This is a genomic window from Streptomyces sp. NPDC051909, assembly GCF_040681095.1.
Classification (GTDB): Bacteria; Actinomycetota; Actinomycetes; order Streptomycetales; family Streptomycetaceae; genus Streptomyces.
The window spans coordinates 100,732-127,026 of sequence record NZ_JBFAYA010000009.1 but is presented as its reverse complement, the minus strand read 5'-3'; the positions used below and the strand labels follow the sequence as shown (position 1 = coordinate 127,026).

Below are 26,295 nucleotides of genomic sequence, written 5' to 3'. Positions count from 1 at the left end.
GTGACACGCGGCAGGTTCAGCCGGGCCTCGATCTGGTCGATCATGCGGAGCGTCGCCTGCGTCGAGGCATCCACGTCTTCGCCACCAGGTTGCGCACACTCTGAGCGAACGGTGGTCCGCGGCTCGATTCCGTAAGCCTTTGGTCATCGGCCCGGGCTTTCCGCCTGAGCTCCCGGTCGCGTTGGATGGCCTGGAGAAGACGTGAAGTTCGAAGGGGGTGCGCCGTGGGGCGCGTCACGAAGAAGCAGTGGTGGGCGGGCGCGGCGGTCGTTACCGCGGTGATCGTGGTGGCGGGGCTGGTCTGGTTCAAGCCCTGGGCGCTGTGGGTGGATGAGACCGTCAAGGAGGCGCTGCCCTCCGCGGCCACGCCGACGGCGACGCGGGCGGAGCCCACGGGCCCGTCCTCCTCCGCGGCCGCGACACCGTCCGCGCCCGCCGGCCCGACCATCGTGGCGCAGGGCTCGTTCATCAGCCACGAACACCCGACGACCGGCACGGTGAAGATCGTCCGGCTCGCGGACGGCACCCACACCCTCCGCCTCGAAGGCCTCGATACGAGCAACGGCCCCGACCTGAGGGTGTGGTTGAGCGACGCGCCGGTGAAGGAGGGGAAGGCCGGCTGGGACGTCTTCGACGACGGGAAGTACGTCAATCTCGCCAAGCTCAAGGGGAACAAGGGCGACCAGAACTATCCGCTGCCGGCGGACCTCGACCTGTCGGCATATGCGAGCGTGAGCATCTGGTGCGACCGTTTCGACGTCTCGTTCGGTGCTGCGGAGATCGTCCGTACCTGACACCGCACGAGCAGCGTGTTCGGGATGTCCCCGGCCAACATCCGTGAGCAGCGGCGGAGTTCCCGGTTCCGCCGCCGACATCGCGCCTGGCAGGCTGCCGCGCAAAGGACTTGCGGACCTGGAGCTGAAGAGGCAGTTCCTTCCCGGACCGAGCCCGGCCGACCGCGCACTCAGTCGCTAGGCGCTCGGCGTCTCCGGTGGTGAACCGGGCCCGGTCGGCGAGGCCGGCGGCCTGGGCGGCGCCTTGGGCGAGGGTGGTGTTCGCGGGGGCGTAGTCGATGCCGTCCACCCGTGCGCCGTACGCGTCGGGGCCGGCACCCCGGCGGCGACGGACCCGGCATCGCAGGGCATAGCCGGCGCCGACCAGGAGGACGACCACGCCGGCGGTGATCAGCCACGCGTTGGCGAGGACCCCGCCGACAGAGCCGAGTACTCCGCCGGCCACGAGCAACGGGCCCGCGCAGCACACCACCATCAGCAGTGCGGCGCCCACGGCCGCCGCCACGCCACCGAGACGCGCATGTTCACGGGATGCCGGCACGGTCCCTCCCCTCCGATCGGTCTGCCGGCGAGGGGACGGGCGTGGTGCGGGCGGAGCGGAACAGCAGGGCGGCATAGAAGAGGGTCAGGGCGTCCTGGAGCAGGACGAACCAGCTCAGCCGCTGCGTGAGGTAGATCCCGAAGCAGCCGCAGTTCGCCACGGTCAGGCCCCGCGCGTACGCCTGCGCGGCAAGCACCGTCCACACCACCGACACGCCGGTGTAGACCCAGACCGGGGCCAGGGCCTTCGACCGCGGTCGGGCCACGAACCAGATCCCGCTCACCAGCTCACCCGCGATCAGCGCCAGGGCCAGAGCGGTCGCGGCGCCGCCGGTCACCAGCCCGTACGCGGAGAGAATCCCGGACATGTGCGGCAGGGAGGCGAGCTGGGCGACGGCCATCGCCGAGTACACCGTCCCGAGAACGATCCTGAGCACCATGATCCGAACGTAGGCCGCCAGGCAGGGCGAGAACTGTGAGCGCCCTCACCGAACCCCCTCCTTCGTCCCGGCACGATCGAAGGGTGCGAAAGGGGGCCGCCCCCGCGCGAGCCGGCTCAAGGGGTTCGCATTGGCGGGGCGCGGCTGGTCCGGTGGGTGTTCCTGGCCGAGGCCGGGCGAGCGCGGTGGCCCGCTCAGGGGCAGGTCGAAGACGTCCTTGAGGACGACGGCGGCAGGCTCCTGAGGTGCGAGCAGCGTGGCCACCTCGGCGAGCGCGTCGCGGACCTCGGGGGGATCGACGGCAGGCGGGCAGCGCGATCAGCCGGTTCCACAGGAAGCGGAGCCGGACGGCGGACCTGGTCGAGGTAGGCGTTCGTCGCGATCCGCACCAGCCACGCCACCGGGCGCTCGACGGGCTGGTGGGTCTGCGCGGCCCGGGCGGCCTCCAGCAAGGGCTGGGGCAGACCGCCGACCAGGGGCGACGGATGGGGCTGAGGCATCGCTTCACGACTCCTTGCACGGTGAACGGCTGTACACCCTCGTACGACGTGACGGCCTGACGGCCTGACGGCCTGACAGCCGGATACGTAGCCGGGACGGTGAGCCCGGTCACTCCTCCGCCCAAGTCAGCCCCGTGTCCCGCCGAATGCAGTGCCCGGGTCAGGCGGTCTTCGCTCGTCGTTCGGCCTCCTGGCGGATCGCGGCCAGGGACGTGGCGACGGTGGCCTCCCACCGGGGCGCGACCAGGCCGCCCCACCACTGGCCGGCCCGCCACAGGTCCGTGGCGAGCTCGCCCTCGTACACCAGCCGCGTGCCCGGCCCGTGTTCGGTGAGGACGAACGACTCGGTGACGGTGGGCACCGGCCCGCGCACGAGGCGGAAGTCGACCCTTTCCGGGCGGGTGAAGCGCACCGTCTCCGTCGTCGTCGCGGTCAGCCGCCCGCCCGCGACCGGCGTGCGATGGGCGGCGAGCACCATGTCGGTGCCCCGCTCGAGGACCTGGACCTTCTCCCGCATGGCCCGTGTGGTCCGGCCCAGATACGGCTGGGCGACGACGTCGAACACCACCTCGCGCGGGGCTGCGACGTCAACGGTCTGCGGCCCCAGCGGCCGGGTCCGCCGGCCGACACCCACGTCCAGGGGCACAGCCCCGGTCACCAGCCCCAGATACCCGGCCGCTGCGCCCGCACCCGCCACCGCCGCCGTCGTCAGAGCACCGATCCACACCATCGCCGAGACCTCTCCACGCGTCCGTCGCCTCACCCCTCCGACGCTAGGGCCGGCAGCCCCGGCGATCAGTGAGCGCGCTCACCGTCCTCCCCGCGCGTCGGCCCCTAACCTGAGCGCCATCACGGTCTGGAGAAGGAGAAGCGTGCAGCCCGTAGCCGAGATGACCGACAGCCGCGCCGCCACGAACGCGCTGCTGCGCGAGCTTCGCGAAGGGCGCCTCGCCCCGGCAGCGCTCGTACGGTTCCTCGACCAGGCTGCCCGTCGGTCGGTGCACCAGGCCGTAGGCCACCCGCGGGCGCTGGTCGAGCTCACCGCCCTGCACGCGGGCCTCTACGCGCTGGCTGCCGGCAGGCGGCCCGGACGGCGCTGGGTGGCGACCAGCTGGGGACTTTCCGTCCTGCACCTGGGACTCCTGGAGCACCGCACCCGCTTGGCCGTCGCGGATGTCCTCACGCTGCTGCGCGCCAACCTCCCCGCCCTGCCCGGCGGAGCCGGGCGCGCCTCCGGGATGCTGGCGATCGGGCTCGACCTTGCCGACGGCCGCCTGGCCCGCCGCCAGGGCACGGTCTCTCCGTTCGGGGACTACGCCGACACCTTCGCCGACGCCGCCTTCTGGATGTGGCTCACCTGGCGCCACGAGCCCAGCCGCACCGTACGGACGGCGGCCATCGCCGCCTGGGCGTTCCCCGTCGTCACCCTCACCGGCGTCGCCGTGCGGCGCGGTGCGATGCCCGAGCGGCCACGCCCCGTCCTGCTGCGGCCGGCCGCAGCCCTCCAGGCCGTCGTGGCTGTCCGGCACCTCACCCGCCGCTGACCGTGTCTTCGTCCGCCGTCACGTCCCGCCGTCTGCGGGACGGTCGGGCTCCGGCGTTCCCTCCACGCGCACGCCCTGCCAGAACGCCACGTGGTCCTTGATCTTCCGGGCCAGCGGGCTCGGTTTCGGGTAGTACCAGGCGGCGTTCGGATTCGTCCGTCCGTCGACCTCAAGGCTGTAGTAGTGGGCCACCCCCTTCCAGAAACACAGCGACCTGGACTTGCTCGCCCTGATGTACCGCCGGTCGAGCGACTCGGGAGGGAAGTAGTGGTTGCCCTCCACGATCACCGTGCGCGGGGCCTCCGCGATCACCCTGCCGTTCCACACCGCACGCAGCATCGCCCTGCTCCTCACCGTGAACGGGGCGGGATGCCCCAGGTGGCTTCACGCTAGGCAGGCTCGGCTCGCCGTTCAGTGAGGACGCTCACCATCGACCCGGCTCTTCGGCCGCGTGAGGATCCGGCACACCTCGGCGTCGGTGCAGTCGGCCGGGTCGGTCGCGGCGGCCCGCTCCGCCACACCGTGCAGCACCCGCGGAACGACAGGCTCGCCACTGTCCTGCTGGACGGCGTCGACCACAGGGCGATGCCAGGCCCAGCCCTCCTGCCGGCTGTACGCACATCCCGACGGCGCGATCGGTTCACGCTCGGCTTCCCGACGGATGCGGACCGGGGCGCACCCGGTCGCTCTCGCGGCCGCCGTGAACAGGAGACGGGGTGACGTGTTCGCGGGGCGTGCGGCCTGGCCCGGTGGGAAAATGATCGTGGGGCGTGGGGCTGAGGAGTGCCGATGCGGGACCGGCTTCGACTGGCTGACCTGCTGGCCGCCCTGTCGGTCGCCACCGATCTGGGAATGGGGCAGCCGCCGGAGAAGGCCGTCCGCTCGTGCCTGATCGCGACCGGCCTCGCGCGGGCGCTCGGGCTGCCCGAGGAGCAGGTACGGGACGTGTACCTCGCCTCGCTGCTGCGGCACCTCGGCTGCACCGCCACCGCTTCCGTCGAGGCCCGTCTCTACGGGGGCGACGAGCTGGTGTCACGGGCGGCCGCCGAGCCGGCGGACTTCGGTAGCGCCCAGGAGATGCTGGAGTTGACGCTCGCCACCGGCCACGGGGCGGGTCTGCGCAGGCCCCTGCTGATCGTGCGGGGCGCGGTGGGCGACCTGAGGCACGGAAGGATGGTCCTTCAGTCCATCTGTGAAGCCGGTTCGCTGCTCGCACGGCGGCTGGGACTGGGGCAGGAGGTGGAGAGCTGCCTGTACCAGCAGTTCGAGCGGTGGGACGGCAGAGGGGCGCCGCGGCGGCTGTCGAAGGAGGAGATCTCACTGCCGACGAGGATCAGTGAAGTCGCCACGCAGGCCGTCCTGTTCCATCGCGCGGGCGGTGCGGACGCCGCACTGGCCATGGTGGAGCGGCGTGCCGGGGGATGGTTCGACCCGTCGGTCGCCGAGGCGTTCCGCAGTCACGGTGCCGAGTTGCTGGCGGAGATCGACGCCGGGGACCCGTGGGCGGCCGTCCTGGAAGCCGAGTCGCCGCCCGTGCGGTACATCGCCCGCGAGGATTTGGACCGGGTGGCGCGGGCCTTCGGGGACATGGTCGATCTCAAGGCCCCGTACACCCTGGGACATTCGGCCGGGGTGGCCGAGCTGGCCGACCGAGCGGCGCGGATGTTGGGCCTGCCCGACCGTGCCGTCGCGGACCTGCGGGTGGCCGCCCTCCTGCACGACCTGGGCCGCGTCGGCGTCTCGAGCGGGATCTGGGGCAAGACCGGGCCCCTGACCCGGCACGACCACGAGCAGATCCGGCTCCACCCGTACCACACCGAGCGGATCCTGGCCTGCTCACCCGTCCTCGAACCGCTGGGGCGGACGGCGGGACTCCATCACGAGCGCCTGGACGGCAGCGGCTACCACCACGGCCTCGCCGGACCCGCACTGCCCATGCCCGCCCGTGTGCTCGCCGCCGCCGACACGTTCCAGAGCGTCACCCAGGACCGCCCCCACCGGCCCGCCCGCAGCCCGGCGGAGGCGGCGGACCTGCTCACCCGGGAAGCCTCAGCCGGCCGCCTCGACGCCGACTGCGTGAGCGCCGTCGTCGCCGCGGCGGGGCAGACACCGGGACGGGTCAGACCCGGGCGGCCCGCCGGCCTGACCGAAAGGGAGGTCGACGTCATCCGGCTCCTTGCCCACGGCCTGTCCAACAAGGAGATCGCGAGTCGCCTCGTCATCTCGCGCCGCACCGCCGAGCACCACGTCCAGCACATCTACGACAAGATCGGCCACTCCACTCGCGCCGCCGCCGCGCTCTTCGCCATGGAACACGACCTGCTGCGCGGGTGAGCCGCCCCAGTCACAGGAGTCACAGGGCCATGAGCTTCCGGACGAGGGCCGCCACCATCGTGGGGTCGGTCCGGTGCGCGACGTGCGCGTGCCCGTCGAGGACGTGGACCCGGGCCCCGGGAATCGCTTCCGCCGCCGCCTTCGTCGCCCGCTTCAGCGACGGCGGGCTCTCGGACCCCGACAACAGTGTCGTCTCCGCCGGGACCCCGTCGAACCGCCCGGGCCGGTAGACCCAGCCCTCCTCAGCCCGCGCCTCCCGGGCCACGGTCGGCGCCACGGCCACGCGGAGCGCCCACTCCGGGCCGGACCGCATCGCGTCGATCTCCTCGTCGGTGAACCCGAGAACGTCCTGGAGCGTCAGGACGATCGCCGCCTCGTCGTCGCCGTCGGCGAGCGCCTTCTCGACCTTCTCGATCCAGCCCTCGGGGTAGACGAGGCCGAGACTCGGCTCGTAGAGGATCAGGCGATCCACTTTGTCCGTGAGAGTGGCCGCGCCCATGGCGAGGCTCGCCCCGTACGAGTGGCCCCAGAGCGCCACCGGTCCGCCGGCACGCGCGGCGACCGCGTCGACCACCGTGGCCACGTCCGCGAACTCGCGCTCGATCGTGTAAGCGCCGTCGCCGTCGCCGTCGCCGTCGCCGTCGCCGTCGCCGCTGGCGCCGAAACCCCTGCGATCCATGGCGAACGTGGTGACATCCGCGCGCAGCTCCGCCACCAGCGCCGCGGAGATCGTGTGGTCCTGCAGTGACCCGTGCACCATGACGAGTGGCGGCCCCTCGCCCTCGACCCACACGGCGATCCGTGTTCCGTCGGGTGCCCGGACGTCGAAACGCTCGACGGCCCTGTCTGCGTCGTGCCGTGCCGTGAACGCCGTGAGCTCCTTCACGTACGCCTCCGGATGCGTCACGTGCGGAATGTGGCCCGCACCGTGGAAGACGACCCGCTCGGCCTGCGGCAGCAGCTCCGCCAGCCGTGTCAGTACTGGTTCGAAGAGGGTCGGACTGCGATCCCCGGACGTGATCAGCACCGGCCCGTCGTACCGGGCCAGCGCGCCCTCGTCGACGGTCCAGGCGTCGGGGGAGCGCAGCTCGTCGAGGTACGTCGGCGCGTTCGCGACGAGCGTCCGCCGCATGGCCTCGGGCAGCCCGGCCCAGCCGTCCGGCCCGAGCGCCACCGCGTCCACGAACAGCTCCGCCGCGCCCGCGTGGTCCCCGGCCGCGATCAGGTGTCCGACCTCGGCCAGCGGTCCGTGCTCGACGGCCCGGTACGCGGCCTCCGCCGGGCTGCCCGGCGGGATCAGGGAGAACAGCGGCGGTTCGTGGACGATGATCCCGCGCAGCAGCTCGGGGTGGGCCGCGGCCAGCCGCAGCGTGACGAACGCGCCGGCGGAGTTCCCCGCGACCCACGCGGGGCCCGGCCCGAGCCGCTCGACCAGCGCGGCCAGATCGTCCACGTCCTGCGCGAACGTGCCCTGACCCGGGCCGTCCTCGCTGTCACTGTGTCCTCTGCGGTCGTACGTGATGACACGGAACCCCGCTGCCAGGCCGGGGGCGACCGCGTCCCAGTTGTGGTGCGACCCCCAGCTGCCGTGCACGAGCACAAGCGGAACACCGCCCCCGCCCGTCGCCTCGTAGGCGATCCGCACCCCGTTGACCTCGGTGTACTCCATCGGACTCGCCGTGGTGGCGGCATCCTCGTCGTTGTGTGACATCTCGCCGCTCCCCTCTTCGCATCAGGTCATCAGCATCGTCCGCGGAGCACGCGCGAGACATCGGCAGACCTACCCATCCGGGGGCGAGAGCGCGTCGAGGATGTCAGGCCGCCGAAGTCGCCTTGGGACGGGAGACCGGGGTGATGTGGGCGAAGGCGCTGCGGGCGTTCCAGGTGGGGAACGCTCGGACGAGCCAGGCGGGGCCGTGGAGTTGAATGCGGTGGTCGCTGACGGCGTCGGCCCAGGTCTGCTGGCCGGCGTGCCATTTGACGAAGGCTTCGGCTTCCGCCGTGATGTAGAGGTCCTCGTCGACACCGGGGTACGACTTGCAGATCTCGGTGTCTCCATGGTCGATCAGCAGCCAGTACCGCTCGGGGTGCGGGCGGCCGGTGAAGTCGAAGCGGATGACGACGCGCCGGTCCGGGAGGCGGTCTTGGCGGAGCACGTTGCACATCGACCACAGCGCCACAAAGGGATCGAGGTGCTCGGGGGCCATCTCCAGCCAGGCCGCACCCCACTCACCCAGCGACACGCACACCTTGAACAGCTCGTTCCCCGCGGCGGTGAGCTCGTAGAGGCTTCCACGCCCGTCGGGCTTGCGCACGGACCTGACGATGCCGAGGCGTTCGAGCTGCTTCAGCCGCTGCGAGAGCAGCGTGCGGGAGAGCCCGGGGGCGCCCTCCAGGATCTCACCGAAGCTTCCGCAGCCCAGGTACAGGTTGCGGATGATCAGCGGCGTCCAGCGCTCGGCGAAGATCTCGGCACCGCGGGCGATCGGGCAGTACTGGCCGTAGCTCCGCACACCATCAGTCTCGCCCTGCTACGCCAGACCCGCAGTCCAGATTCTTGACTTCACAACCGCGGCCTTCAGAGGTGCGATGGAGTCGAGGGCAAGGACAGGGCGACAGCGACGCCCGAGCAGGCCGGCCATCCCGGCGAGGAGGCGACCGTCATGAGGATCGACGGGTTCCGGGGCCGGCTGGTCACCGGTGACGACCTCGACTACGACACCGCCCGAGCGGTGTGGAACCGCTCCGTGAACCGGCGGCCCCGGCTGATCGCCCGCTGCACCGGCACCGCCGACGTCGCCGAGGCCGTACGGTTCGCCCGCGGTCACGACCTGGAGATCGCCGTACGGGGCGGCGGCCACAACGTGGCCGGCACCGCGGTCTGCGACGACGGGATCGTCATCGATCTGTCCGCGATGCGGGCCGTGTCCGTCGACCCCGCCGACCGTACGGCCCAGGTCCAGGGCGGCGCGCTGTGGGGCGACGTCGACCACGAGACGCAGGCCCACGGACTGGCCACGACCGGTGGCATCGTGAGCCACACCGGTGTCGCCGGGCTGACCCTCGGCGGCGGCATCGGCTTCCTCATGCGCAAGTGCGGGCTCACCGTCGACAACCTGCTGGCCGCCGAGGTGGTCACCGCCGACGGCAGCGTCGTCCGCGCCTCCGCCGACGACCACCCCGATCTGTTCTGGGCGCTGCGGGGCGGCGGGGGCAACTTCGGAGTCGTCACGACCTTCCGCTTCGCGCTGCACCCCGTCGGCCCGGGCGTCCTGGCCGGCCCCGTCTTCTGGTCGGCCGACGACACCACCGACGTGCTGCGCTTCTACCGCGACTTCGCCGCCGACGCACCCGACGAGCTCGGCACCGTGGTCAGGCTCGGGACCATCCCCCCGCTGCCCGTCATCCCCGGCGAACTGCACGGGCGGCCCGCCATCGCCGTCATCTGCTGCTACGCCGGCCCGATCGCCGACGGCAAGCGCGCGGTGGAACCCCTCCGCCGACTGCGGACCCCGCTGGCGGACCTGCTCACACCCAAACCGTACGCCGCGCACCAGAGCGCCACAGACGCCACCGTGCCGCACGGCTGGCACTACCACTGGAAGGCCGCGGACCTCACCGGCCTGTCCGACGACGCCGTCTCCGTCATCGCCGATCACGCCTACCGCGCCCGGTCGCCCCGCTCGTACACGGTGATGTTCCACATGGGCGGCGCCGTCACCAGGGTTCCCCACGCTGACACCCCCTACGCCGGCCGCGACGTCGCCCACAACATCAACATCGACGCCGTGTGGCTGCCCGGCGAGTCGGACGAGTACGCCGCGACCGAGACCGCGTGGGCCCGGCGGTTCTTCGACGCCCTCAAGCCGCACCGCGCCGACAGCGTCTACGTCAACTTCCTCGACTCCGACGACGACGCCGCCGGCCGCGTCTGGGAAGCGTATGGCGATCGCGTGTACCGGCGGCTGGCCGAGGTCAAGACCAAGTACGACCCCGACAACGCCTTCCACCTCAACAAGAACATCCGCCCCGGTTGAACCCGCAACGGCAGTCGGCAACTGCCACACCACGACTTCCGAATACAGTGGATTTGCCCCACCTGCCGGTCTGGGTGGCTCGGCTGTTTCGGTGCCGCCGGCCCGGAGGGTGACGGGGAAGTCGCGGCGCGATGACGTACGGACGGTCGCAGCCGGGCCGTCCCACTGCCTCAGGCGAACTCAGCCGCCGATGGCGTCGAGCACCGCCTGGGTGATCTGCTGGGGGTCGTCGGACATGGGCGAGTGGCCGCAGCCGTCGAGTGCGATGTGCCGGGCGCCGGGAAGCAGGCGTGCTGCCCTGAGTGCCTGGTGGGGTGGGGTCAGCGGGTCCCGGGTGCCCCAGTCGACGGTGACCGGGACGGGCCCTCGGGGGTGAAGGCCCGCAGTCGGTAGGCGCGGGCAGCGCGCCGCGTCGGCTCGAAGCCGGGCGAGCGGGCCCGAGCGAAGACGGTGACGCGCTCGCGCCGGGCGGCTCCAGCGCCGCCGCCGCGTCGAAGCGCGGCAGCAGCACGATGGTCGCGCCCACGGCGAAACCGGCGTTGAGCTGGACGGTCTGGCCGACCGTGCGCCGTGAGCGCCGCCGCGACCCGGTTCGCCTCGGCGTCGACCTGCGCGTACGTCAGCCGGGTGTCGCCCAGGACCGCGGCGTCCCGCTCGGGCAGGTCGCGCGCGGTGTTTTCGAGCAGTACAGCGGGCTGAGCATGGTTGATCTCCAGGAAGGGGCCGGCGGAGTGCCGGCCCCCGGGTGGTGGGCCGGGGTCAGCCGCGCAGGGCGGAGGCGAAGATTCCCGGCAGGGCGGACCAGCGGGGCGCCGCGGCGAAGTCGGCGAGGAGACGGCCCGTGGTGGCGGCGGTGCGGTTGCTGACGAACCACGGGGGCTTGGGCGACAGGGCGAGTTCGCCGTGCAGGACCGAGCGCGGCGCGGGCCGGAACGGGCCGCGGACGACGGTGCGTTCCGGCGCGTCGAGCAGCAGCGCGTTGTGCACGACGCCGATCCCGCTCTGTACGTCGGCGAGGCTGTGCCCGGGGAAGGCGCCCCACGTGGCGGTCGCCGTCAGGTAGCCGACACCCGTCCACGCGTTCAACGCCACGGTGCCGTACCGGAGTTCGGCGATCGCGTCGTCGAGTGAAGGGCCTAGCCGCGCGATCGTGCGCGGGTGCGCGATGAGGTTCACGCCGAGCGTTCCCGTGAACTGCTCGTTCGCGGTTCGGACGGCATTCCCCAGGAACTCCGATGTCTCGCCCGGGAGTTCCAGGACCGCCAGGACCGGAGCGAAGTACTCGGCGGTCAGTGCCGGGCCCGGATCGGCCGCGTCCAGGCCCGTGATCAGCACTCGTCCCCGACCGATGCGCTCGGAGCCGGCGTACGAATCGACGGCACCCTCCACCCGGCCGTCGCTGCCCGGGTAGTACGCGGGCCGGGCCGGGGCCTCGGCCAGCGCCCGGCGCACATGCGCCAGGAAGCGGTCCTTCTGCGGCCAGTCGGAGCTGACCACGACGACCTGGCTCGCCACGCAGTTGTAGCCGCCGTTGTGCAGCTTCTGGGTGGCGATGTGCTCGGCCTGGTAGCGCAGGTCCGCCTCGGACCAGTCGCCCGGCAGCACGATCGTGGGCGACACTCCGCCCAGTTCACTGGTGACCGGCTTGTCCAGGAGCGGCGTCCCCGCCTTCTTCCGGGCCGCCCCCTCCGCGCCCGTGCCGAAGACGATCGCGTCGTGCGTCGCCGCGCTGCCGGTCATGTGGACATGGCCGACCTTCGGGTGGTGCACGAGGTACGTGCCGACGTCGGCGCCACCGGTCAGGATCCGTACCGCGCCCAGCTCGATCAGCGGGGCCAGGACCCGGCTGAAGACTTCGAACAGGCCGTCCGTGACCGGGTTCAGCTTCAGGGCCACCACCCGGTTGTGCGCGTACAGCTCGTACAGCACGTCCAGGACCGGGATCGAGGTGATGTTGCCCGCGCCGAGCACCACGCCGACGCCGCCGGTCTCGGTCGGGCGGCGCTGGCCCAGGCCCGCCCGGCTGCGGACCGCCCGCTTCGTGATGCCCGGCCGCATCCAGACCTCGGCGCTGAAACCGCTCAGCAGCAGCCGGTCCCAGACGCTGTGCGGCAGCACCCGGACGGCCACCCGACCGCCGGGCGCCGGCTTGACGGAGAACCCGTCGACGGGGCTGCGGCCCGCCTCCAGGGCGCCGATGGTCGCGGCCAGCGTGCCCGCGGAGGTCAGCACCGGGTACGGTCCGCTGATCCACTCCTCGCCGAGCAGCGGGCTGTCCTCCGGCAGCCGCTTGTACGCGGCGGCGGCACGCACCCACGCCTCCGCCTGCGCGGCGGTGGCCGCGTGCACCCGCTCGATCAGTTCGCGCCGCCTCGCGAGGCCGCAGGCGGCCCAGGCGGCCTCGCCGCGGACCAGGTCCTCGACGGCCCGGTCGATCTCCCACACCTGCTCGACAGGCGGCTGAAGAGTCGTCATCACACGGCTCCCTTGATGAGGTCCGCGGCCTTCTCCGCGGCCATGACCGTGGGCGCGTTGGTGTTGCCGCGCGGGACCGTCGGGAAGACGGAGGCGTCGACGACCCGCAGGCCGTCCACGTCGTACACGCGCAGCTCGGGGTCGACCACCGCGCCGATGGCGCAGGTCGAGGTGGGGTGGTAGAGCGTCTGCCCGATCCGCTGCGCCCAGGTGAGGATGTCGGCCTCGGAGTCGGAGGCCGGCACCTCGTACGGCCCCGTGACCAGATCGGTCACCGCCTGCTGAGCCGCGACCTCCAGGGCGATCCGCACGCCGGCGACGATGCACTCCTGGTCCTCGCGTGACACCAGGTAGTTGTGCACGATCCGAGGCGCGGCGTGCGGCAGCGGGGAACGCAGGGTCACCGCGCCGCGGCTCGTCGGGGCGAGCACGAGGGGGCCGAAGGCGAAGCCGTGCTCGGTGGCCGCGCCGAGCCCCTCCTGATGGAAGAGCACGGGAGCGGCGTGGAACTGGATGTCCGGGGCGGCAAGACCGTCCCGGCTGCGGAAGAAGCCGCCGGCCTCGCCGATGTTGGAGGTCAGCGGGCCGCGTCCCTCGCTCTGCAGCAGCGCCGCGTTCTCCGGCGACGCCGCGCTGATCAGCGACTCGGCGTCCGTGCGGAAGTTCAGCATCGCCATGTAGTGGTCCTGGAGGCCCTGACCGACCGGCAGGTCGCGCACGACCTCGATGCCGAAGGCCGACAGCTGGGCGGCGGGCCCGATCCCTGAGAGCATCAGCAGCTTCGGGGACTCGTAGGCGCCCGCGGACACGATCACCTCGCGTTCGGCTCGGACGACCTCCACCTCGCTGCCGCGCTCGACCTCCACGCCCGTGGCCCGGCCGTCCTCGACCACCACGCGGCGGGCGGTGGCGGACGACAGCACGGTGAGGTTCGGCCGGTCCAGGGCGGGGTGGAGATAGGCGACGGCCGCGCTGCAGCGCAGGCCGCCGCGCTGGGTCAGCTGGTAGCGGCCGACGCCGAACTGGTCCTCGCCGTTGAAGTCGTCGTTCGCCTTGTACCCGGCCTGCTGGGCGGCCTGTACGAACGCCGAGGACAGCGGGTGCCCGGAGCGCCCGTCGCTGACGGTCAGCGGACCGCCCACGCCGTGGTAGGCGTCCTCGCCGCGCTCGTTGTCCTCCGCGCGCCTGAAGTACGGCAGGACGTCGTCGTAGCCCCAGCCGGTGGCGCCGTTCGCGGCCCAGCCGTCGTAGTCGGCGCGGGCGCCGCGGATGTAGATCATGGCGTTGATCGAGCTGCAGCCGCCGAACACCTTGCCCCGGGGCAGGTACGCCCGCCGTCCGCCGATGCCCGGCTCCGGGTCGGTGTCGAGGTCCCAGTCCAGCGCGGACTTGAACAGCTGCGGGAAGGCGGCCGGGATGTGGATCTCCTGCGCGGTGTCGGCGCCGCCCGCCTCGATGAGGGCCACCCTGACCTCGGGGTCCTCGGACAGTCGCGCCGCCAGGACGCAGCCCGCGGATCCGGCACCGACGATGACGTAGTCGTACATGTTCATTCCGTCCCTTGAATGAAGAGTGCGTGGTTACGAAGCGCTGTGCCGCGGTGAACGCGACGGGCCGAGGCAGCGCGTCAGGAAGTCGAGCTGGTCGGAGAGCGCCCGCTTCTGCCACTCGCCGTCGTAGACGTCGAAGTGGTCGACGGGGTACTCGCGGATCTCCGCCCACGACCCGGCCTTCCGGGCGGCCTGACGGGCGGCGTCCGGCGGAGCCACGTGGTCGTCGCTGCCGATCTGCAGCAGGATCGGACAGTCCACGCGGCGGGCGTAGGTGGTGGGCCGGTTGAGTCCGACCGCAAGGGCAGCCCGTGCGCAGACCTCGTTGCGCCAGGTCGGGCCGGCCATCGTGACGGCGATCCGGTCCGCGAGGGGCGTCGTCATCATCGCCGCCGCCCCGGGGTGAGCCACGACCGGCAGGTGGTGCGGGGCCCGCCCGGTGACGGCCCGGGCGGCGTCCCTGAGGCCGTGTCCGGTCAGCCGCAGCAGTCGGCCGACCCCGGCGTGGCGTAGCACGTGGCCCAGCGTGGCGAGTCCGTCGACCGCCGGCGTCAGCGAGACGACCGCCGCGATGCGCCCGTCCTGTGCGGCGACGGGGAGGACATGACCGCCGGCGTACGACGTTCCCCACAGCGCGATCCGGTCCGGGTCGACGCCGGGCAGGCGGCGGGCGGCCGCGAGGGCGGCGTGGTAGTCCTCCCGCTGGCGCAGGACCGAGACGTTCTGACGAGGCGTGCCCTCGGAGGAGCCGAAGCCGCGGTAGTCGAAGACGAACGCGTCGATTCCGGCTTCGGCGAAGCCCTCGGCGTAGGCGAGGAGACCGCTGTCGCGGGTGCCGCCGAAGCCGTGGGCCATGACCACGCAGGGCCGGCCGCCGGGCCCGGCCAGGGCGTCGCTCGTGGCCGGCAGGTGCCAGGCGGCGCACCGCACGCCGTGGCTGGTGAAGGTCAGGTCCCTCTTCATCGTGATCCCTCCGGGCGGGCGGCCGACAGCACGGCGCCCGCGGTGCCGAACCTGAGCCCGCAGTCCTCGACCGGCCCCTCGCGCAGCCGCTCGACGTCCTTCTCGTACGCCATCTCGACCGTCCACGGTCCGCGCGTGCCCGCCCACGGGAACCGGGCGATGCCGCGCTGGACGTAGTTCGACTTCAGGTCGAGGTACGGCACCCGCTCCAGATACCGGTCGTCGAGGACCGGCTCGACGGTGCTGTAGCCGTGAAGGTCCATGTGGTCGAGCAGGCGACAGAAGTGCTCGCAGACCAGGTCGACCTTGAGCGTCCAGGAGAGGTTCGTGTACCCCAGCGCGAACACCAGGTTCGGCACGCCGGAGAGCATCATCGCCTTGTACGCCGTCGTGTCCGACGGATCCACCGGGCGGCCGTCGACGCTCAGCCGGATCTTGCCGAACGGCAGCATGTTGAGCCCGGTCGCGGTCACGATGACGTCGGCGGCCAGCTCCTGACCGGACTCGAGCAGGATGCCCGTCTTCGTGAACCGGTCGATCCGGTCCGTGACGACCGAGGCCCGACCGGCGGAGATGGCCTTGAACATGTCGCCGTCGGGCACCACGCACAGCCGCTCGTCCCACGGGTCGTACCGCGGGGTGAAGTGGGTGTCGACGTCGAAGTTCTTCGGCAGCTGCCGGCGCACGTTGGCGATCAGCAGCTTGCGCATCAGCCTCGGCGCCCGGCGGCACACCTTGTACATCCCGCGGGTCACCGCGATGTTCTTGCGCCGGACGATCGGCTGCGCGCGCTTGTGGCCGAGCAGGGCGTTGAGCGCGTTCGTGACCGGGTCCGCGGCGGGCGCCGAGAAGATGTAGCTCGGCGAGCGCTGCAGCATGGTGACGTGGCCCGCCGTGCGCGCCATCGACGGGATGAGCGTGACGGCCGTGGCGCCGCTGCCGATCACGACCACGCGCTTGCCCGTGTAGTCGAGACCCTCCGGCCACTGCTGCGGGTGGACGACCTGCCCCTGGAAGTCCTCGACGCCGTCGAACACGGGGGTGAAGCCCTGGTCGTGGTCGTACATGCCGGTGCCCAGGAACAGGAAGCGCGCCGTGAACCTCGCCTTCTTGCGGGTGTGCGCATGCTGTGCGGTGACGGTCCACCGTCCCTGCACGGACGAGAACTCCGCGCCGACCACCCGGTATCCGTAACGGATGTGTTCGGCGAGCCCGTTCTCGGCGACGGTCTGCTTCAGATAGTCCAGGATGATGTGCCCGTCGGCGATGGACTTGCGGTGTGTCCAGGGCTTGAAGCCGAAGCCGTACGTCGGCATGTCCGAGTCCGACCGGATGCCGGGGTACCGGAACAGGCTCCAGGTGCCGCCGAGGGTGTCACGCGCCTCCAGGACCGTGAACGAGGTCCCCGGGCGGCGGGCTTTGAGGTGGGAGGCCGCGCCGATGCCGGAGATTCCCGCGCCGATGATCAGCACATCGACGTGCACGGGCTTCGTCTGGTGGGTGGTCGTGTCTGTCACTGGTGTCTCCTGAACCGTCAACTCGATCCCTCGCCGAGGCGCATCGACCTGGGCGGCGCGGAGTGACAAGGGGGTGTGGCATGGCAACTGCTACGATCTGGAATCGTGTTCGAGCAAAACCCGGTGACTCAGGCGTCGAGCCGTCCGGCACAGCGCCGCGGAGTGGAGCGCAGACGGGCGATCGTCGACGCCGCCGAGGCCCTGCTCGTCGAGCAGGGCTACGAGGGGGCGACCCTCAAGGCGGTCAGCGAGCGGGTCGGCATCCCGATCACCTCCGTGTACCACTACTTCTCCGATCGCCATCAGGTCGAGGCCGCGCTTCTGCAGCGGCACATCGGCGAGCTCGACGCGATCGTCGCCGCCCTGCTCGACGAGCCCGGGCCACCCACGCTGCGCGAGGCCGTGGACGGCGTCGTCGACGCGCTCCTCGACTACTTCCGCCGTCACCGGGACTGCGCCGAGGTGTGGTTCAACGGACGGAGCGAGCGGCTCGACGAACTGGTCCTCGACTTCGACCGGGTGCAGGGGGAGCGGGTGCGTGCCTTCCTCGTGGAGCACCGGCTCCTCACCGAGGACACGCCGTCGATCGTTCTGCAGCTCGCCTTCGAGGCCGGCAACAGGCTCTTCGACGTCGCCTTCCGCACCGTGCCGACCGGTGACGACGTGACGATCGGCGAGGCGAAGCGCTTCATCACCGCCTACCTCGAGACGTACTCCGTGCCGCCGGAGGCGCACGACTGACGGTCCGCCGTCCGTCAGACCGACTCGACGATCTCCTTGCGAGGGGTGCCCACGCGCTCGAGGGCGGTGTAGAAGGCCTGGGGATCGGCCCAGTCCTCGGGGGCGAAGGCGCCGGTGCGCTTTCCGGCCTCGTCCAGGGCCAGGAGCATGAAGGCGGCGCAGGCGGTGCCGGTGAGGCCGCCCATGCTGTTGACCAGGTAGAGGTCGGGTCCGCTGATGGGGGTGCGGCGAATGACGACGGCAGGGATGCCGTCGCGGGTGCCGGTGACCCGGGCGAGGAGGCCTCCGCGCCACGGGTAGCGCTGACGGAGGGTGGACTTGGCGAGGAACCTGATCATCTCGCCGGTCTCCATCTCGCCGCGCTTGATCTGCCCCTTCATGCCCTTGAGGGTGTGGCGCAGGCCGGTGACGTCGGTGAAGCGGTTGTGGAGGACTTCCTGGATGTAGTCCACCGCCTCCTTCACGGTCATCTTGTCGTTCTGGATGGCGAGTCCGAGGCCGCGGGCGAGACCGTTGAAGGGCATGGGGTCCAGGCCGCCGAGACAGCGGATGCGCTTGGCCTGGGGGTACTTGCGCGGCAGGGTGACGGGCTCGGGGTGGGCCGTCTCGTAGAGGAGGGTGTCGCCCAAGCCGCCGCCCATCGGCATGATGGCGGTCTCGACGTAGGAGTCGTGGACGACGGGGCCGCCGTTCTCCCAGGTGAGGCACTCGCCGGCGGCGATGTGCATGAGGTGTTCGAGGACGGCGCGGCCGACGTTGGGGCGTTCGTCGCCGACGACCCAGCCGAGTTCGATGTTCTCGACGGTGTCGAGCTCGCTCGCGGCGTCGACGGCGAGGACGTTGCTCATGCCGGGGGAGGCGCCGCAGCCGACGTAGATCGGGATGCCGGCCTCCTTGGCCTTGTCGGCCAGCGACAGGGCGTGGGTGGTGCTCTCGACGTCGTCGTCGAAGTCGAGGTAGGGCACGCGGGCCTCGAGACACGCCTCGATCACCGGTTCCGAGGTGCGGATGTAGGGGCCCGCGCCCAGGACGACCAGGGCGGCGCCGCTGATCACGTCGAGCAGGTTCTCGCGGTTGTACAGGTCGAGGCGGCGGACGGTGGCGAGGCCGGCGGGGAGCTTCTTCGCCAGCGGCTCCAGGAGCTCGGGCCGGATGTCGCAGAGGGTCAGGCTCCAGTCACCTCCGGCCTTCGCGAAGCGCTCGATGGCCAGCCGGCACATCTCACCCGCGGCTCCGATGAAGACGACTCGCTGCGTCATGGCATCTCCCTTCTCATGGCCGCCGCTGGACGGCGCGGCGGCATACGTGTGGCTGATGGCTGCCGCTGTACCGCGGCAGAGGCGTCTCTCTGAGGAATCTCGCCGGACGATGCGGCGGTGTGCTTGTCGCGGGTCTCGTCGGCTCTGGCCGAGGGCGCGAGATGCAAACTCGAATTGATTCGAGTTTAGCTGTGAGTGGGGTGCCGTCAAGGTCTCGTCGTGGGCGAGGCCAACTCTTTACAGACGGGTGTGGGGGCTTGGGCGTGGCGTCAGAGCGCCGCGCCGGCCTCCCTCGCGGCGCGCTCGCCGGCCTGGATCGCTCCCTCGATGTACCCCTGGTACGCGGTCGCGGACTCGGTGCCCGCCCAGTGGATCCGGCCCACCGGCTTGCGCAGGGCATCCGTGTACTGGGTGAGCAGCCCCGGCGGGGTCGTGCTCACGCAGCCGTCGATCCAGGGCTCGTGGGCCCAGTCCTGCTCCAGGAAGCGGAGGGGATGCGCCGCTTCGGGGCCGAACAGCGTCACCATGTCGGCGAGGAACGCGGCCCGGCGCTCGCGGGGGTCGTCGAGCACCTTGTCGCTCCAGGTGTGGCCGGGGCCGGAGCCCGCGGTGCCCATGAACGTCAGGAGGATGCCGACACCGCCGTCGGGCGGCGAGTTGTCGACGACGAAGCGCGCGAACGGCAGGTCGGTCATGGCCGACCCGTTGAGCCCCTTGGCCCGCCAGAACGGCTTCTCGTAGACCAGGAACAGCTTGCTCTCCGTGCCGTTGTGCCACTTGCGCTGCAGTGACGTGCGACGGGCGGGAAGGTGCGGGGTGAAGCTGATGCGTTCGGCGTCCGCCGGCGACATGGCGACGATCACCTGCTTGCAGTGCACGTCGGCCTTCGCCGACCGGACGAGGACGTCCCCGTCCCGTCGGCGGATCTCGCCGACCGGCGAGCCGAGCACCACCCGGTCGCCGAGCTGCTCGGCCATCTTCAGGGAGATCCGCTGCGTGCCGCCGACCACGCGTGACTCCTGGGCGCCCCCGGTCGTGGAGATCATGTGCTCGATCCCGGCGGCACCCGCGATGTGGAAGAGAGTCATGAGGAGCGAGGTGTTGTGCGGGTCCTCCCCTTGGATGACCGTGAACGCGAGCGTGAACAGCCACTTGGACTCTTCCGTGGCGGCGTTCGCGTCGAGCCAGTGCCCGAAGGTCGTGGCGTCCCATTCGAGGGCGCTCTTCGCGTTCCACGGCGCGTCCACGGGGACGGTCGCGGCCATCTTCTCCAGGGTCGCCGCCAAGCGGCCGAAGTCCTCGAGCGCCTTCGCCGGCAGGGCGGGGACCGACCCGGTGAACTCCTGTCGCACGCCCTTGCGGTGGAGCAGCGACCTGCCGTCGACGTAGGTCTTGAAGGTCTTCAGACCGAGCTCGTCGAGGAGCGAGAAGAGACGGTCCTGCCCCGGGCCGACCCACTGCCCGCCGCCCTCGGTGATGACACCCTTGCCGACGCTGAGGTTGAGGGTCCGGCCCCCCACCCGGTCGTCGGCCTCCAGGACGGTCACCGAGCGGCCGGCCTGGACCAGGCGTCGGGCCGCGGTGAGGCCGGAGACACCGGCCCCGACGACCACGACGTCCGCGCCGGCCTGCTCGACGGGCCCCGGGGGCGTCGCGGAGGCGGGAGAGACACGTCCGAGCGCGAATCCCGCGCCGATGGCCGCGGCCCCGCCGCCCGCCAGCACGGCGCGTCGTGGGATACCGCCCTTGTCCTGCCTTGTCGTCTCTGTCACGGGTGCTCTTCTCCTTGTTGCGAGTTTCCGGGGAGGGGAAGGAGGTACGTGCGGCAGTCGGAGCGCTAGCGCAGCGGGGCGCCCCATCGGACCTGCTCGCGCAGGCGGTTCTTCAGAAGCTTGCCGCCCGCGTTGCGCGGCAGTGCCTCGGCGACGACCGTCGCGTACTGGGGGATCTTGAAGTCGGCGAGGTGGTCCCGGCAGTGGGCGATCACGGCGTCGACGTCGATCCGGTCCTGGTCGGCGAAGAGGACGGCGCCGACCTTCTCGCCCATCACGTCGTCGGGCACGGCGAGGACGGCGGCGTCGGTGACGCCCGGGGCGGACAGCAGGACGGCCTCGACCTCCACGCTGGAGATGTTCTCGCCGCCGCGGTTGATGATGTCCTTGCTGCGGTCGACGATGTGGACGCGGCCGGCGCCGTCGACGCGGACGATGTCGCCGGTGCGCAGCCATCCCCCGCCGGCTACGCCCTCACGGGCGGGGGCGCCCCCACTGTCGACGATCGTCTCCTCGGTGGCCTCCGGCCGGTTCCAGTACCCCGTGGTCACGGTGGCACCGCGCACCACCAGCTCGCCGACGCTCGGGTCGTCCCCGACCGGTACGACGCCGATGTCCACCGAGGGCACCGCGTACCCCACGGAATCCGCGTGCCCGACCGCGTCCTCGTGCGGCAGGACGGTGATCAGAGAAGCGGTCTCGGTCATGCCGTAGCCGTTGACCAGCCGGGTCCGCGGGAAGGCGGCCTGTAGGGCCTTCACCAGCGACGGCGCGATCGGAGCGCCGCCGTACGCCGCCCAGCGCACCCCGGACACGTCGGCCTCGGCGAAGCTCGGATGCCGCAGCAGGAGGGAGTACACGGCAGGTACGGTCACCACGAAGGAGATCCGCTCCGCGGTCAACGCCTCCGTCAGGCGCGGCAGGTGGAGCGCGGGCATGATCACCGATGTTCCGCCGAGGTACGCCGCGACGATGAACTGCGAGTTGCAGGCGGTGACATGGAACAGCGGCACGGAGATCAGGGTGCGCAGGTCCGCACCGATCTCGCCCGGGATGCCGAGACATCGGATCAGGTTCTCGGCGTTGGTGAGGAACGCGCGGTGCGTGGTCGGCACGCCCTTGGGGCGCCCCGTCGTACCCGAGGTGTAGAACAGCGCGGCCACATGGGAGGGTTCGACGCCCTCCGCGACGTAGGGATCGCCGTCCGACAGCGGAGTGTGCGCCGGCAGATCGACCTTCACACCGGCGTCGCCGAGCACGAAGTCCACCTCCGGCTCGGCCGACCGGGTGTTCACCGCCACGGCGATGCCGCCGGCCAGGACCGTGCCCCAGAAGGCGAGCGCCCAGTCGGTTCCCGCCGGGTACCGAACGGCCACCCGGTCGCCGGGCTGCAGTCCGGCGGCTCGCAGACCGCCGGCCACCCGCGAAGCGCGCTCCCACAGCTGGGCGTAGGTCAGGCGTTCCCCGCCGAGTTCGACGACCGCTTCGACGTCCGGACGCGCGTCGACATGGGCCCGGAGCATGTCCAGAAGCGTCGCTGGCAGATCAAGGTAACCGGGGACGCCGTCGGCGTCCCTCACGACGCCCTCCCGCGGGAAGGGGTTGTCCGAGCGTGGAATCTCGCTGACTGCAAGGGCCATGGGGGCTCTCCAAGGAGTGTGCGGGGGCGGCGAGTGCCGTGTGCCGACGCGACCGGAGCGTCGCCCCGACCGCGGGGGTGGCCGTCTCCGTACCCGTGCCGCGGAACGCGCCTCGTGGGCGCGGTGTGCCGAGGGCCGGGGGGCGCGGAATTCAAACTCGAATTGATTCGAGTTTACTTGTCGGCGAGGCGCCGTCAAGGTCTCTCGGGTCCGGAGCGGGCTTGCGGGGAGTCGGTTCGGCGCGAGCCGGGTGTCACGTCGTCGCCGTCTCGTCCCGTATCGAGGAGTGGGCGGGATCTTGGCGGCTTCTCGCGGAGAGGCCTAAAAGTCGAATGCGTTCGATTTTGGATCGAGCTCGCGCACGCCGCCCCTGCGGCCCTTCACCGACACGAGGTTCCGTGCCCTTCTCGCCCCTCCCGCCCCTCCCGCCCCCGCCGACGGGAGCGCGTCGCCCCACGGTTGCCTGAAGCCCGGGCTATGGACGCACACGGCGGGTCTCGGTCCGCTCGACACGCTCAGCGACCACATGATCGTCATCCTCGGAACGGCCTTGATGCCCCACCTGGTCCTGCGCGTGGGCGCCGCCCGCTCCGGAACCTCGGCGCGGCGCTCCATGGGCATCGCCGCGGGGCTGGTGAGCGTCCTCTTCCTCCTGCTGATCGCGGCCGGCTTCTCGGCGGCCGCCGTGGTGTGCGGCCGGGACATCGCCGGGGTCGACCCCAACGGGCAGGCCGCCCCGATCCTGCTGGCCTCTGAGCTGCTCGGGGAGGGCTCGGACCTGCGCGTCACGCTCATCACCGTCATGGCGTGCGTCGCCTTCCTGGCGGTGCTCACGGCCGTGACCAGCGTGACCTTCGCAGCCGCCGTCTCCATGGCCCGCGACGTGTTCGCGCGGTCCCGGCACGGAGTACGCGCTCCGGCCGCGGGCGAGTTTCGACCGGTACCCGCCCCACACCCCGGGCCTGGTCTCCGGCCCGCGGCCTTCCTGCTCGGCAGGCTCGGCAGCCGGTACCGGCCGGGAGCGCCTGAGGCGGGCGTGGTGGGGTGAGTCGCCCGGCAGGTCGACGGGGTCACAACGGCAGGAGTGAGCCGATAGAGTGATTCGGTGACACAGAGTGCCGAACCTTCACCTGTGGGTGCCGATCTTGCCCGCCTGATCCCGTCCGTCGTACCGGTAGAGGGCGCCGATCCCGAGCTGGTCGCCATCGGCGAGCGCTACTGGGCCCTGGCCGGCTTCATGCCGGAGCTGGGAACGCCGGTCTGGTGCGAAAAGGTCCGAGACATTCCGGTCGCAGGATGGGGCAGACAGCTGTACGCGGAGTCCTGGCCCGATGGCTCCCCGGCCCGCGGTTCCGTCGAGCGCTGTCACGCCTACGCCGAGTAGCCTGACGAGGGGGAGCCGTCCGTCGGGAGGCCGCCATGAGTACGCCCGGGGCAGGGGAGCAGTACCTCGGTACTCCGTTCGGCCCGGGGGCCATGGCCACCGCCGTGCTCGACCACCGGGGCGACATCATCGGCTGGGACACCGCGGCCCAGGACCTCTACGGGTACATGGCCGAGGACGTCCTCGGAAAGCCGGCCCACAGGTGTTTCGTCCCCGTCGAAGGACCTCCCCTCTTCGCCCCGGACCAACCCGTCGACTCGTGGGGCGAGCGGTGGGCCCTCCGCAGGCGCGACGGGAGCGTCGTGCAGGTGGTGCTGTACGTCCTGCGGCTCGGGCCCGCCGAGGCGCGGCCGACCACCGCGGCCTGGGGCGTCGTGTCCGTCGAGGCCGAGCGGATGGAACGCTGGGCGACCGACCAGGCCATGCTGGCCGGGCTGTCCACCCAGTCGCCGATCTCACTGACCGTCATGGACGAGGGCGCCCGCGTGCAATGGGTCAACCCCGCGATGGAAACCGCGTTCGGCGTCAGACGCGACGACTACTACGGCCTGCGGGTGCGGGAGATCCTCCCCGAGGGGGAGATCGTCTCCCCGGGATGGCGAGGCCGCTCGCTCGAATCGGTGATTCAGCACGTCTTCCGCACCGGCGAATCCGTCATCGACCTCCACTTCCGGAGCGCCCTGCCGGGCGACCCACCCACCCGCCGGCACGTCTGGTCCTGCTCCTACTTCCGCCTGCAGGACGCCACCGGCCACCACCTGGGCGTCTGCGAATCGGCCTTCGACATCACCGAGCGCTACGAGGCCCAACGACGTCTCGAGCTGCTGAGCCGTTCCTCCAGCATCGGTACGACACTGGACGGGGTCCGGACCTGCGAGGAACTCGTCGCCGTGGTCGCCCCCGATCTCACGGACGTGGCACGGGTCGACCTGGCGGAGTCCGTATGCACCGGTGAGGAACCCGCTCCCTGGGGCCAGTCGACGCCTTCCCGCCGGGTCACCGGCGGTGTCGGCGCAGGTCACGACGGTGCGCTCGCGGGGGAGCTCCCTGCCGACGGCAGGCGGCTCGTCCTTCCCCTGACCGCCGGAGCCGCCGGGCTCGGGACGGTCACCCTTCTGCGTACCGCCGAAAGGGCCCCCTTCAGCGACGCCGACCGCGCCCTGGCCGCCGAGCTCGTCGCTCACACGGCGGTCTGCCTCGACAACGGACGGCGCTACGCCAGGGAACGCGCCACCGCCCTGCTGTTCCAGCGCAATCTGCTTCCGCAGGAGCTGCCCGGGCACACCGCCGTGGAGACCGCCCACCACTACGCCCCCGGTAAGGGGCTCACCGGGGTCGGCGGCGACTGGTACGACGTGATCCCGCTGTCCGGCGCCCGCGTCGGGCTCGTGGTGGGTGACGTGGTGGGGCACGGGCTGCATGCCGCGGTCACGATGGGGCGGCTGCGGACGACCGTACGCGCCCTGGCCGCGCTCGACCTCGCGCCCGAGGAACTCCTCAGCCGGCTCGACGACCTGGTCGGGCAGGCCCGTATCGGCATCGATCCGAAGGAGGCGAACGGCATGGACCCGGCGGTGGGCGCGCGATGTCTTTACCTCGTGTACGACGCCGTACACGGGCGGTGCGCCGCGGCCGGGGCCGGTCATCTGCCCCCGGTCCTCGTCGCTCCCGGCGGGACGGCCGCGCCCCTGGAGATGCCCGTGGGGCTGCCCCTGGGCGTCGGCGGCCTGCCGTTCGAGTCCGCCGAGTTCGAGATCGCGGAGAACAGCCTGCTCGCGCTGTTCACCGACGGGCTGGTGACGGGTTCCGACCACGATCCCGACGCAGGGATCGGCGTTCTGTGCCGGACGCTGCGCGAGTCCTCCGGTCTTCCGCCGGCCGGGCTCCGGGACCGGATCCTCGCGTCCGGGCTCCCCGCCGACGCGACGGACGACGCCGCGCTCCTGCTGGTCCGGGTCCACGCCCTGGCCGAGGACCACATGGCCGGCTGGCGCATCGACCCCGACCCGTCCGAGGTGGCCGGAGCCCGGGCGCTCACGAACGCCCAGCTGGAGCACTGGGGCCTCGACGCCGTCGGCTTCGCCGTCGAGCTGATCGTCAGCGAACTCGTCACCAACGCGATCCGGTACGGGGCCCCGCCGGTGGACCTGAGGCTTCTGCGGGACAAGGACCGTGCCCTGATCTGCGAGGTGTCGGACAGCCGCGAGACCTCGCCCCGCCTGCGGAGGGCACGGCCGGACGAAGAGGGCGGCCGCGGCCTGTTCCTGGTCGCCCAGCTCGCCGATCGGTGGGGAACTCGCTACACACGCGAGGGAAAGACGATCTGGGCCGAGGTCCCGATCGGCGCGGACGCCGGGGGCCCCGACCTCCTCGGAGACGTCTTCGGAGACACCTTCGGCGACGTCCTCGGCGACTGACCTCCGGCCTGGCCTCCCGCCGCGTCAGAAGCCTGTGCCCGACCTGCCGGAAGTCGACTTCGGGCACGCCCTGTGGCCGCCGCCCTCGGATCGCTCATCCGATGATCTTGTGCGATCCGACTGATATTCTCGACTCATGGTCGAGAAAGCGGTGATGTCGCAGCCGGCATCCCGCCCGGCGCCCGTGCAGCGCCACGGCCGACAGATCGCCGTGCAGGTCGCCGTGCAGGTCGCCGTGCAGGTCGCCTACGAGGACGCCGACCGGGTCTTCGGCGTCGCCTTCAGAGATTCCCGGACCGGTGACGAGGCCACGATCGACGAGGCGCGCCGCCTGATGACCGCGTACCTCGAGACGTACGCCCCGAAGACTCCGCGGCGACGCCGCTAG

General features: G+C 71.7%; 22 protein-coding genes. 9 read left to right on the top strand and 13 right to left on the bottom strand.

Translation table 11 applies throughout. The annotated features are described in order from the left end of the window. Positions 1-278: 278 nt before the first annotated feature. Positions 279-794 carry a DM13 domain-containing protein gene (locus tag AB0M18_RS16790; RefSeq protein ID WP_365758750.1) on the top strand — a complete coding sequence of 172 codons (516 nt, stop codon included), beginning with the start codon at positions 279-281 and terminating at the stop codon, positions 792-794. Between the two features lie 524 nt (positions 795-1,318). On the opposite strand, the gene AB0M18_RS16785 is transcribed toward AB0M18_RS16790, so the two are convergent. Then, positions 1,319-1,774, bottom strand: a complete 456-nt coding sequence (locus AB0M18_RS16785) for a MauE/DoxX family redox-associated membrane protein (RefSeq protein ID WP_365758500.1) — start codon at positions 1,772-1,774, stop codon at positions 1,319-1,321. 660 nt (positions 1,775-2,434) lie between these two features. Then, on the bottom strand, positions 2,435-3,037 hold the full coding sequence (locus AB0M18_RS16780; protein ID WP_365758498.1) for an SRPBCC family protein: 603 nt from the start codon (positions 3,035-3,037) through the stop codon (positions 2,435-2,437). 109 nt (positions 3,038-3,146) lie between these two features. On the opposite strand from AB0M18_RS16780, the gene AB0M18_RS16775 reads away from it, so the two are divergent. Next, positions 3,147-3,818, top strand: a complete 672-nt coding sequence (locus AB0M18_RS16775; protein WP_365758496.1) for a CDP-alcohol phosphatidyltransferase family protein — start codon at positions 3,147-3,149, stop codon at positions 3,816-3,818. An 18-nt stretch (positions 3,819-3,836) separates the two neighbouring features. Here AB0M18_RS16775 and AB0M18_RS16770 read toward each other — a convergent pair whose 3' ends face one another. Both AB0M18_RS16770 and AB0M18_RS16765 read right to left on the bottom strand, forming a co-directional pair. Further along, entirely contained in the window at positions 3,837-4,157 is a 321-nt protein-coding gene (locus AB0M18_RS16770) for a DUF427 domain-containing protein (RefSeq protein ID WP_365758494.1), read from the bottom strand. Between the two features lie 72 nt (positions 4,158-4,229). Beyond that, a complete protein-coding gene (locus AB0M18_RS16765; RefSeq protein ID WP_365758492.1) occupies positions 4,230-4,397 on the bottom strand; it encodes a hypothetical protein in 168 nt (55 codons plus the stop codon). A 210-nt stretch (positions 4,398-4,607) separates the two neighbouring features. Between AB0M18_RS16765 and AB0M18_RS16760 the strand changes: the two genes are divergently transcribed. Further along, positions 4,608-6,152, top strand: coding sequence for an HD domain-containing phosphohydrolase (locus AB0M18_RS16760; RefSeq protein ID WP_365758490.1), 1,545 nt, complete (start codon positions 4,608-4,610; stop codon positions 6,150-6,152). Positions 6,153-6,171: 19 nt separating this feature from the next. Here the strand turns inward: AB0M18_RS16760 and AB0M18_RS16755 are convergent, their stop codons facing one another. Further along, positions 6,172-7,863 (bottom strand): alpha/beta hydrolase, encoded by a 1,692-nt coding sequence (locus AB0M18_RS16755; protein ID WP_365758488.1) that lies wholly within the window; start codon positions 7,861-7,863, stop codon positions 6,172-6,174. 103 nt (positions 7,864-7,966) lie between these two features. Continuing rightward, a complete protein-coding gene (locus tag AB0M18_RS16750) occupies positions 7,967-8,665 on the bottom strand; it encodes a helix-turn-helix domain-containing protein (protein WP_365758486.1) in 699 nt (232 codons plus the stop codon). A 150-nt stretch (positions 8,666-8,815) separates the two neighbouring features. Here AB0M18_RS16750 and AB0M18_RS16745 point away from each other — a divergent pair, with 150 nt between their 5' ends. After that, the gene (locus tag AB0M18_RS16745) at positions 8,816-10,189 is read left to right on the top strand and encodes an FAD-binding oxidoreductase (protein WP_365758484.1); all 1,374 of its coding nucleotides are present in this window, start codon (positions 8,816-8,818) and stop codon (positions 10,187-10,189) included. 759 nt (positions 10,190-10,948) lie between these two features. Here the strand turns inward: AB0M18_RS16745 and AB0M18_RS16740 are convergent. The 4 genes from AB0M18_RS16740 to AB0M18_RS16725 are packed head-to-tail and all read right to left on the bottom strand — an operon-like array spanning position 10,949 to position 16,694. Then, the gene (locus AB0M18_RS16740) at positions 10,949-12,664 is read right to left on the bottom strand and encodes an aldehyde dehydrogenase family protein (protein ID WP_365758482.1); all 1,716 of its coding nucleotides are present in this window, start codon (positions 12,662-12,664) and stop codon (positions 10,949-10,951) included. Next, positions 12,664-14,217 (bottom strand): GMC family oxidoreductase N-terminal domain-containing protein, encoded by a 1,554-nt coding sequence (locus AB0M18_RS16735; protein WP_365758480.1) that lies wholly within the window; start codon positions 14,215-14,217, stop codon positions 12,664-12,666. Before AB0M18_RS16735 ends, AB0M18_RS16740 begins: the two co-directional genes overlap by 1 nt. Positions 14,218-14,244: 27 nt before the next feature. Beyond that, entirely contained in the window at positions 14,245-15,177 is a 933-nt protein-coding gene (locus AB0M18_RS16730) for an alpha/beta fold hydrolase (protein WP_365758478.1), read from the bottom strand. Then, a complete protein-coding gene (locus AB0M18_RS16725; RefSeq protein WP_365758476.1) occupies positions 15,174-16,694 on the bottom strand; it encodes an NAD(P)/FAD-dependent oxidoreductase in 1,521 nt (506 codons plus the stop codon). The genes AB0M18_RS16730 and AB0M18_RS16725 overlap by 4 nt, the downstream gene beginning before the upstream one ends. 105 nt (positions 16,695-16,799) lie before the next feature. Between AB0M18_RS16725 and AB0M18_RS16720 the strand changes: the two genes are divergently transcribed. After that, positions 16,800-17,435, top strand: a complete 636-nt coding sequence (locus AB0M18_RS16720) for a TetR/AcrR family transcriptional regulator (RefSeq protein ID WP_365758474.1) — start codon at positions 16,800-16,802, stop codon at positions 17,433-17,435. Positions 17,436-17,449: 14 nt separating this feature from the next. Here AB0M18_RS16720 and AB0M18_RS16715 read toward each other — a convergent pair whose 3' ends face one another. From AB0M18_RS16715 to AB0M18_RS16705, 3 genes are all read right to left on the bottom strand, one after another. After that, positions 17,450-18,694: a saccharopine dehydrogenase NADP-binding domain-containing protein gene (locus AB0M18_RS16715; protein ID WP_365758472.1), complete on the bottom strand. Its 1,245-nt coding sequence runs from the start codon at positions 18,692-18,694 to the stop codon at positions 17,450-17,452. A 269-nt stretch (positions 18,695-18,963) separates the two neighbouring features. Next, complete coding sequence (locus AB0M18_RS16710) at positions 18,964-20,466, bottom strand: NAD(P)/FAD-dependent oxidoreductase (protein ID WP_365758470.1); 1,503 nt, start codon at positions 20,464-20,466, stop codon at positions 18,964-18,966. A 65-nt stretch (positions 20,467-20,531) separates the two neighbouring features. Continuing rightward, complete coding sequence (locus tag AB0M18_RS16705; protein ID WP_365758468.1) at positions 20,532-21,989, bottom strand: AMP-binding protein; 1,458 nt, start codon at positions 21,987-21,989, stop codon at positions 20,532-20,534. A 643-nt stretch (positions 21,990-22,632) separates the two neighbouring features. On the opposite strand from AB0M18_RS16705, the gene AB0M18_RS16700 reads away from it, so the two are divergent. From AB0M18_RS16700 to AB0M18_RS16685, 4 genes are all read left to right on the top strand, one after another. Next, the gene (locus tag AB0M18_RS16700; RefSeq protein ID WP_365758466.1) at positions 22,633-23,154 is read left to right on the top strand and encodes a hypothetical protein; all 522 of its coding nucleotides are present in this window, start codon (positions 22,633-22,635) and stop codon (positions 23,152-23,154) included. Positions 23,155-23,238: 84 nt separating this feature from the next. After that, a complete protein-coding gene (locus AB0M18_RS16695; protein WP_365758464.1) occupies positions 23,239-23,490 on the top strand; it encodes a hypothetical protein in 252 nt (83 codons plus the stop codon). A gap of 35 nt (positions 23,491-23,525) precedes the next feature. Continuing rightward, positions 23,526-25,907, top strand: a complete 2,382-nt coding sequence (locus AB0M18_RS16690) for a SpoIIE family protein phosphatase (protein ID WP_365758462.1) — start codon at positions 23,526-23,528, stop codon at positions 25,905-25,907. Positions 25,908-26,043: 136 nt separating this feature from the next. Continuing rightward, complete coding sequence (locus AB0M18_RS16685; RefSeq protein WP_365758460.1) at positions 26,044-26,295, top strand: hypothetical protein; 252 nt, start codon at positions 26,044-26,046, stop codon at positions 26,293-26,295.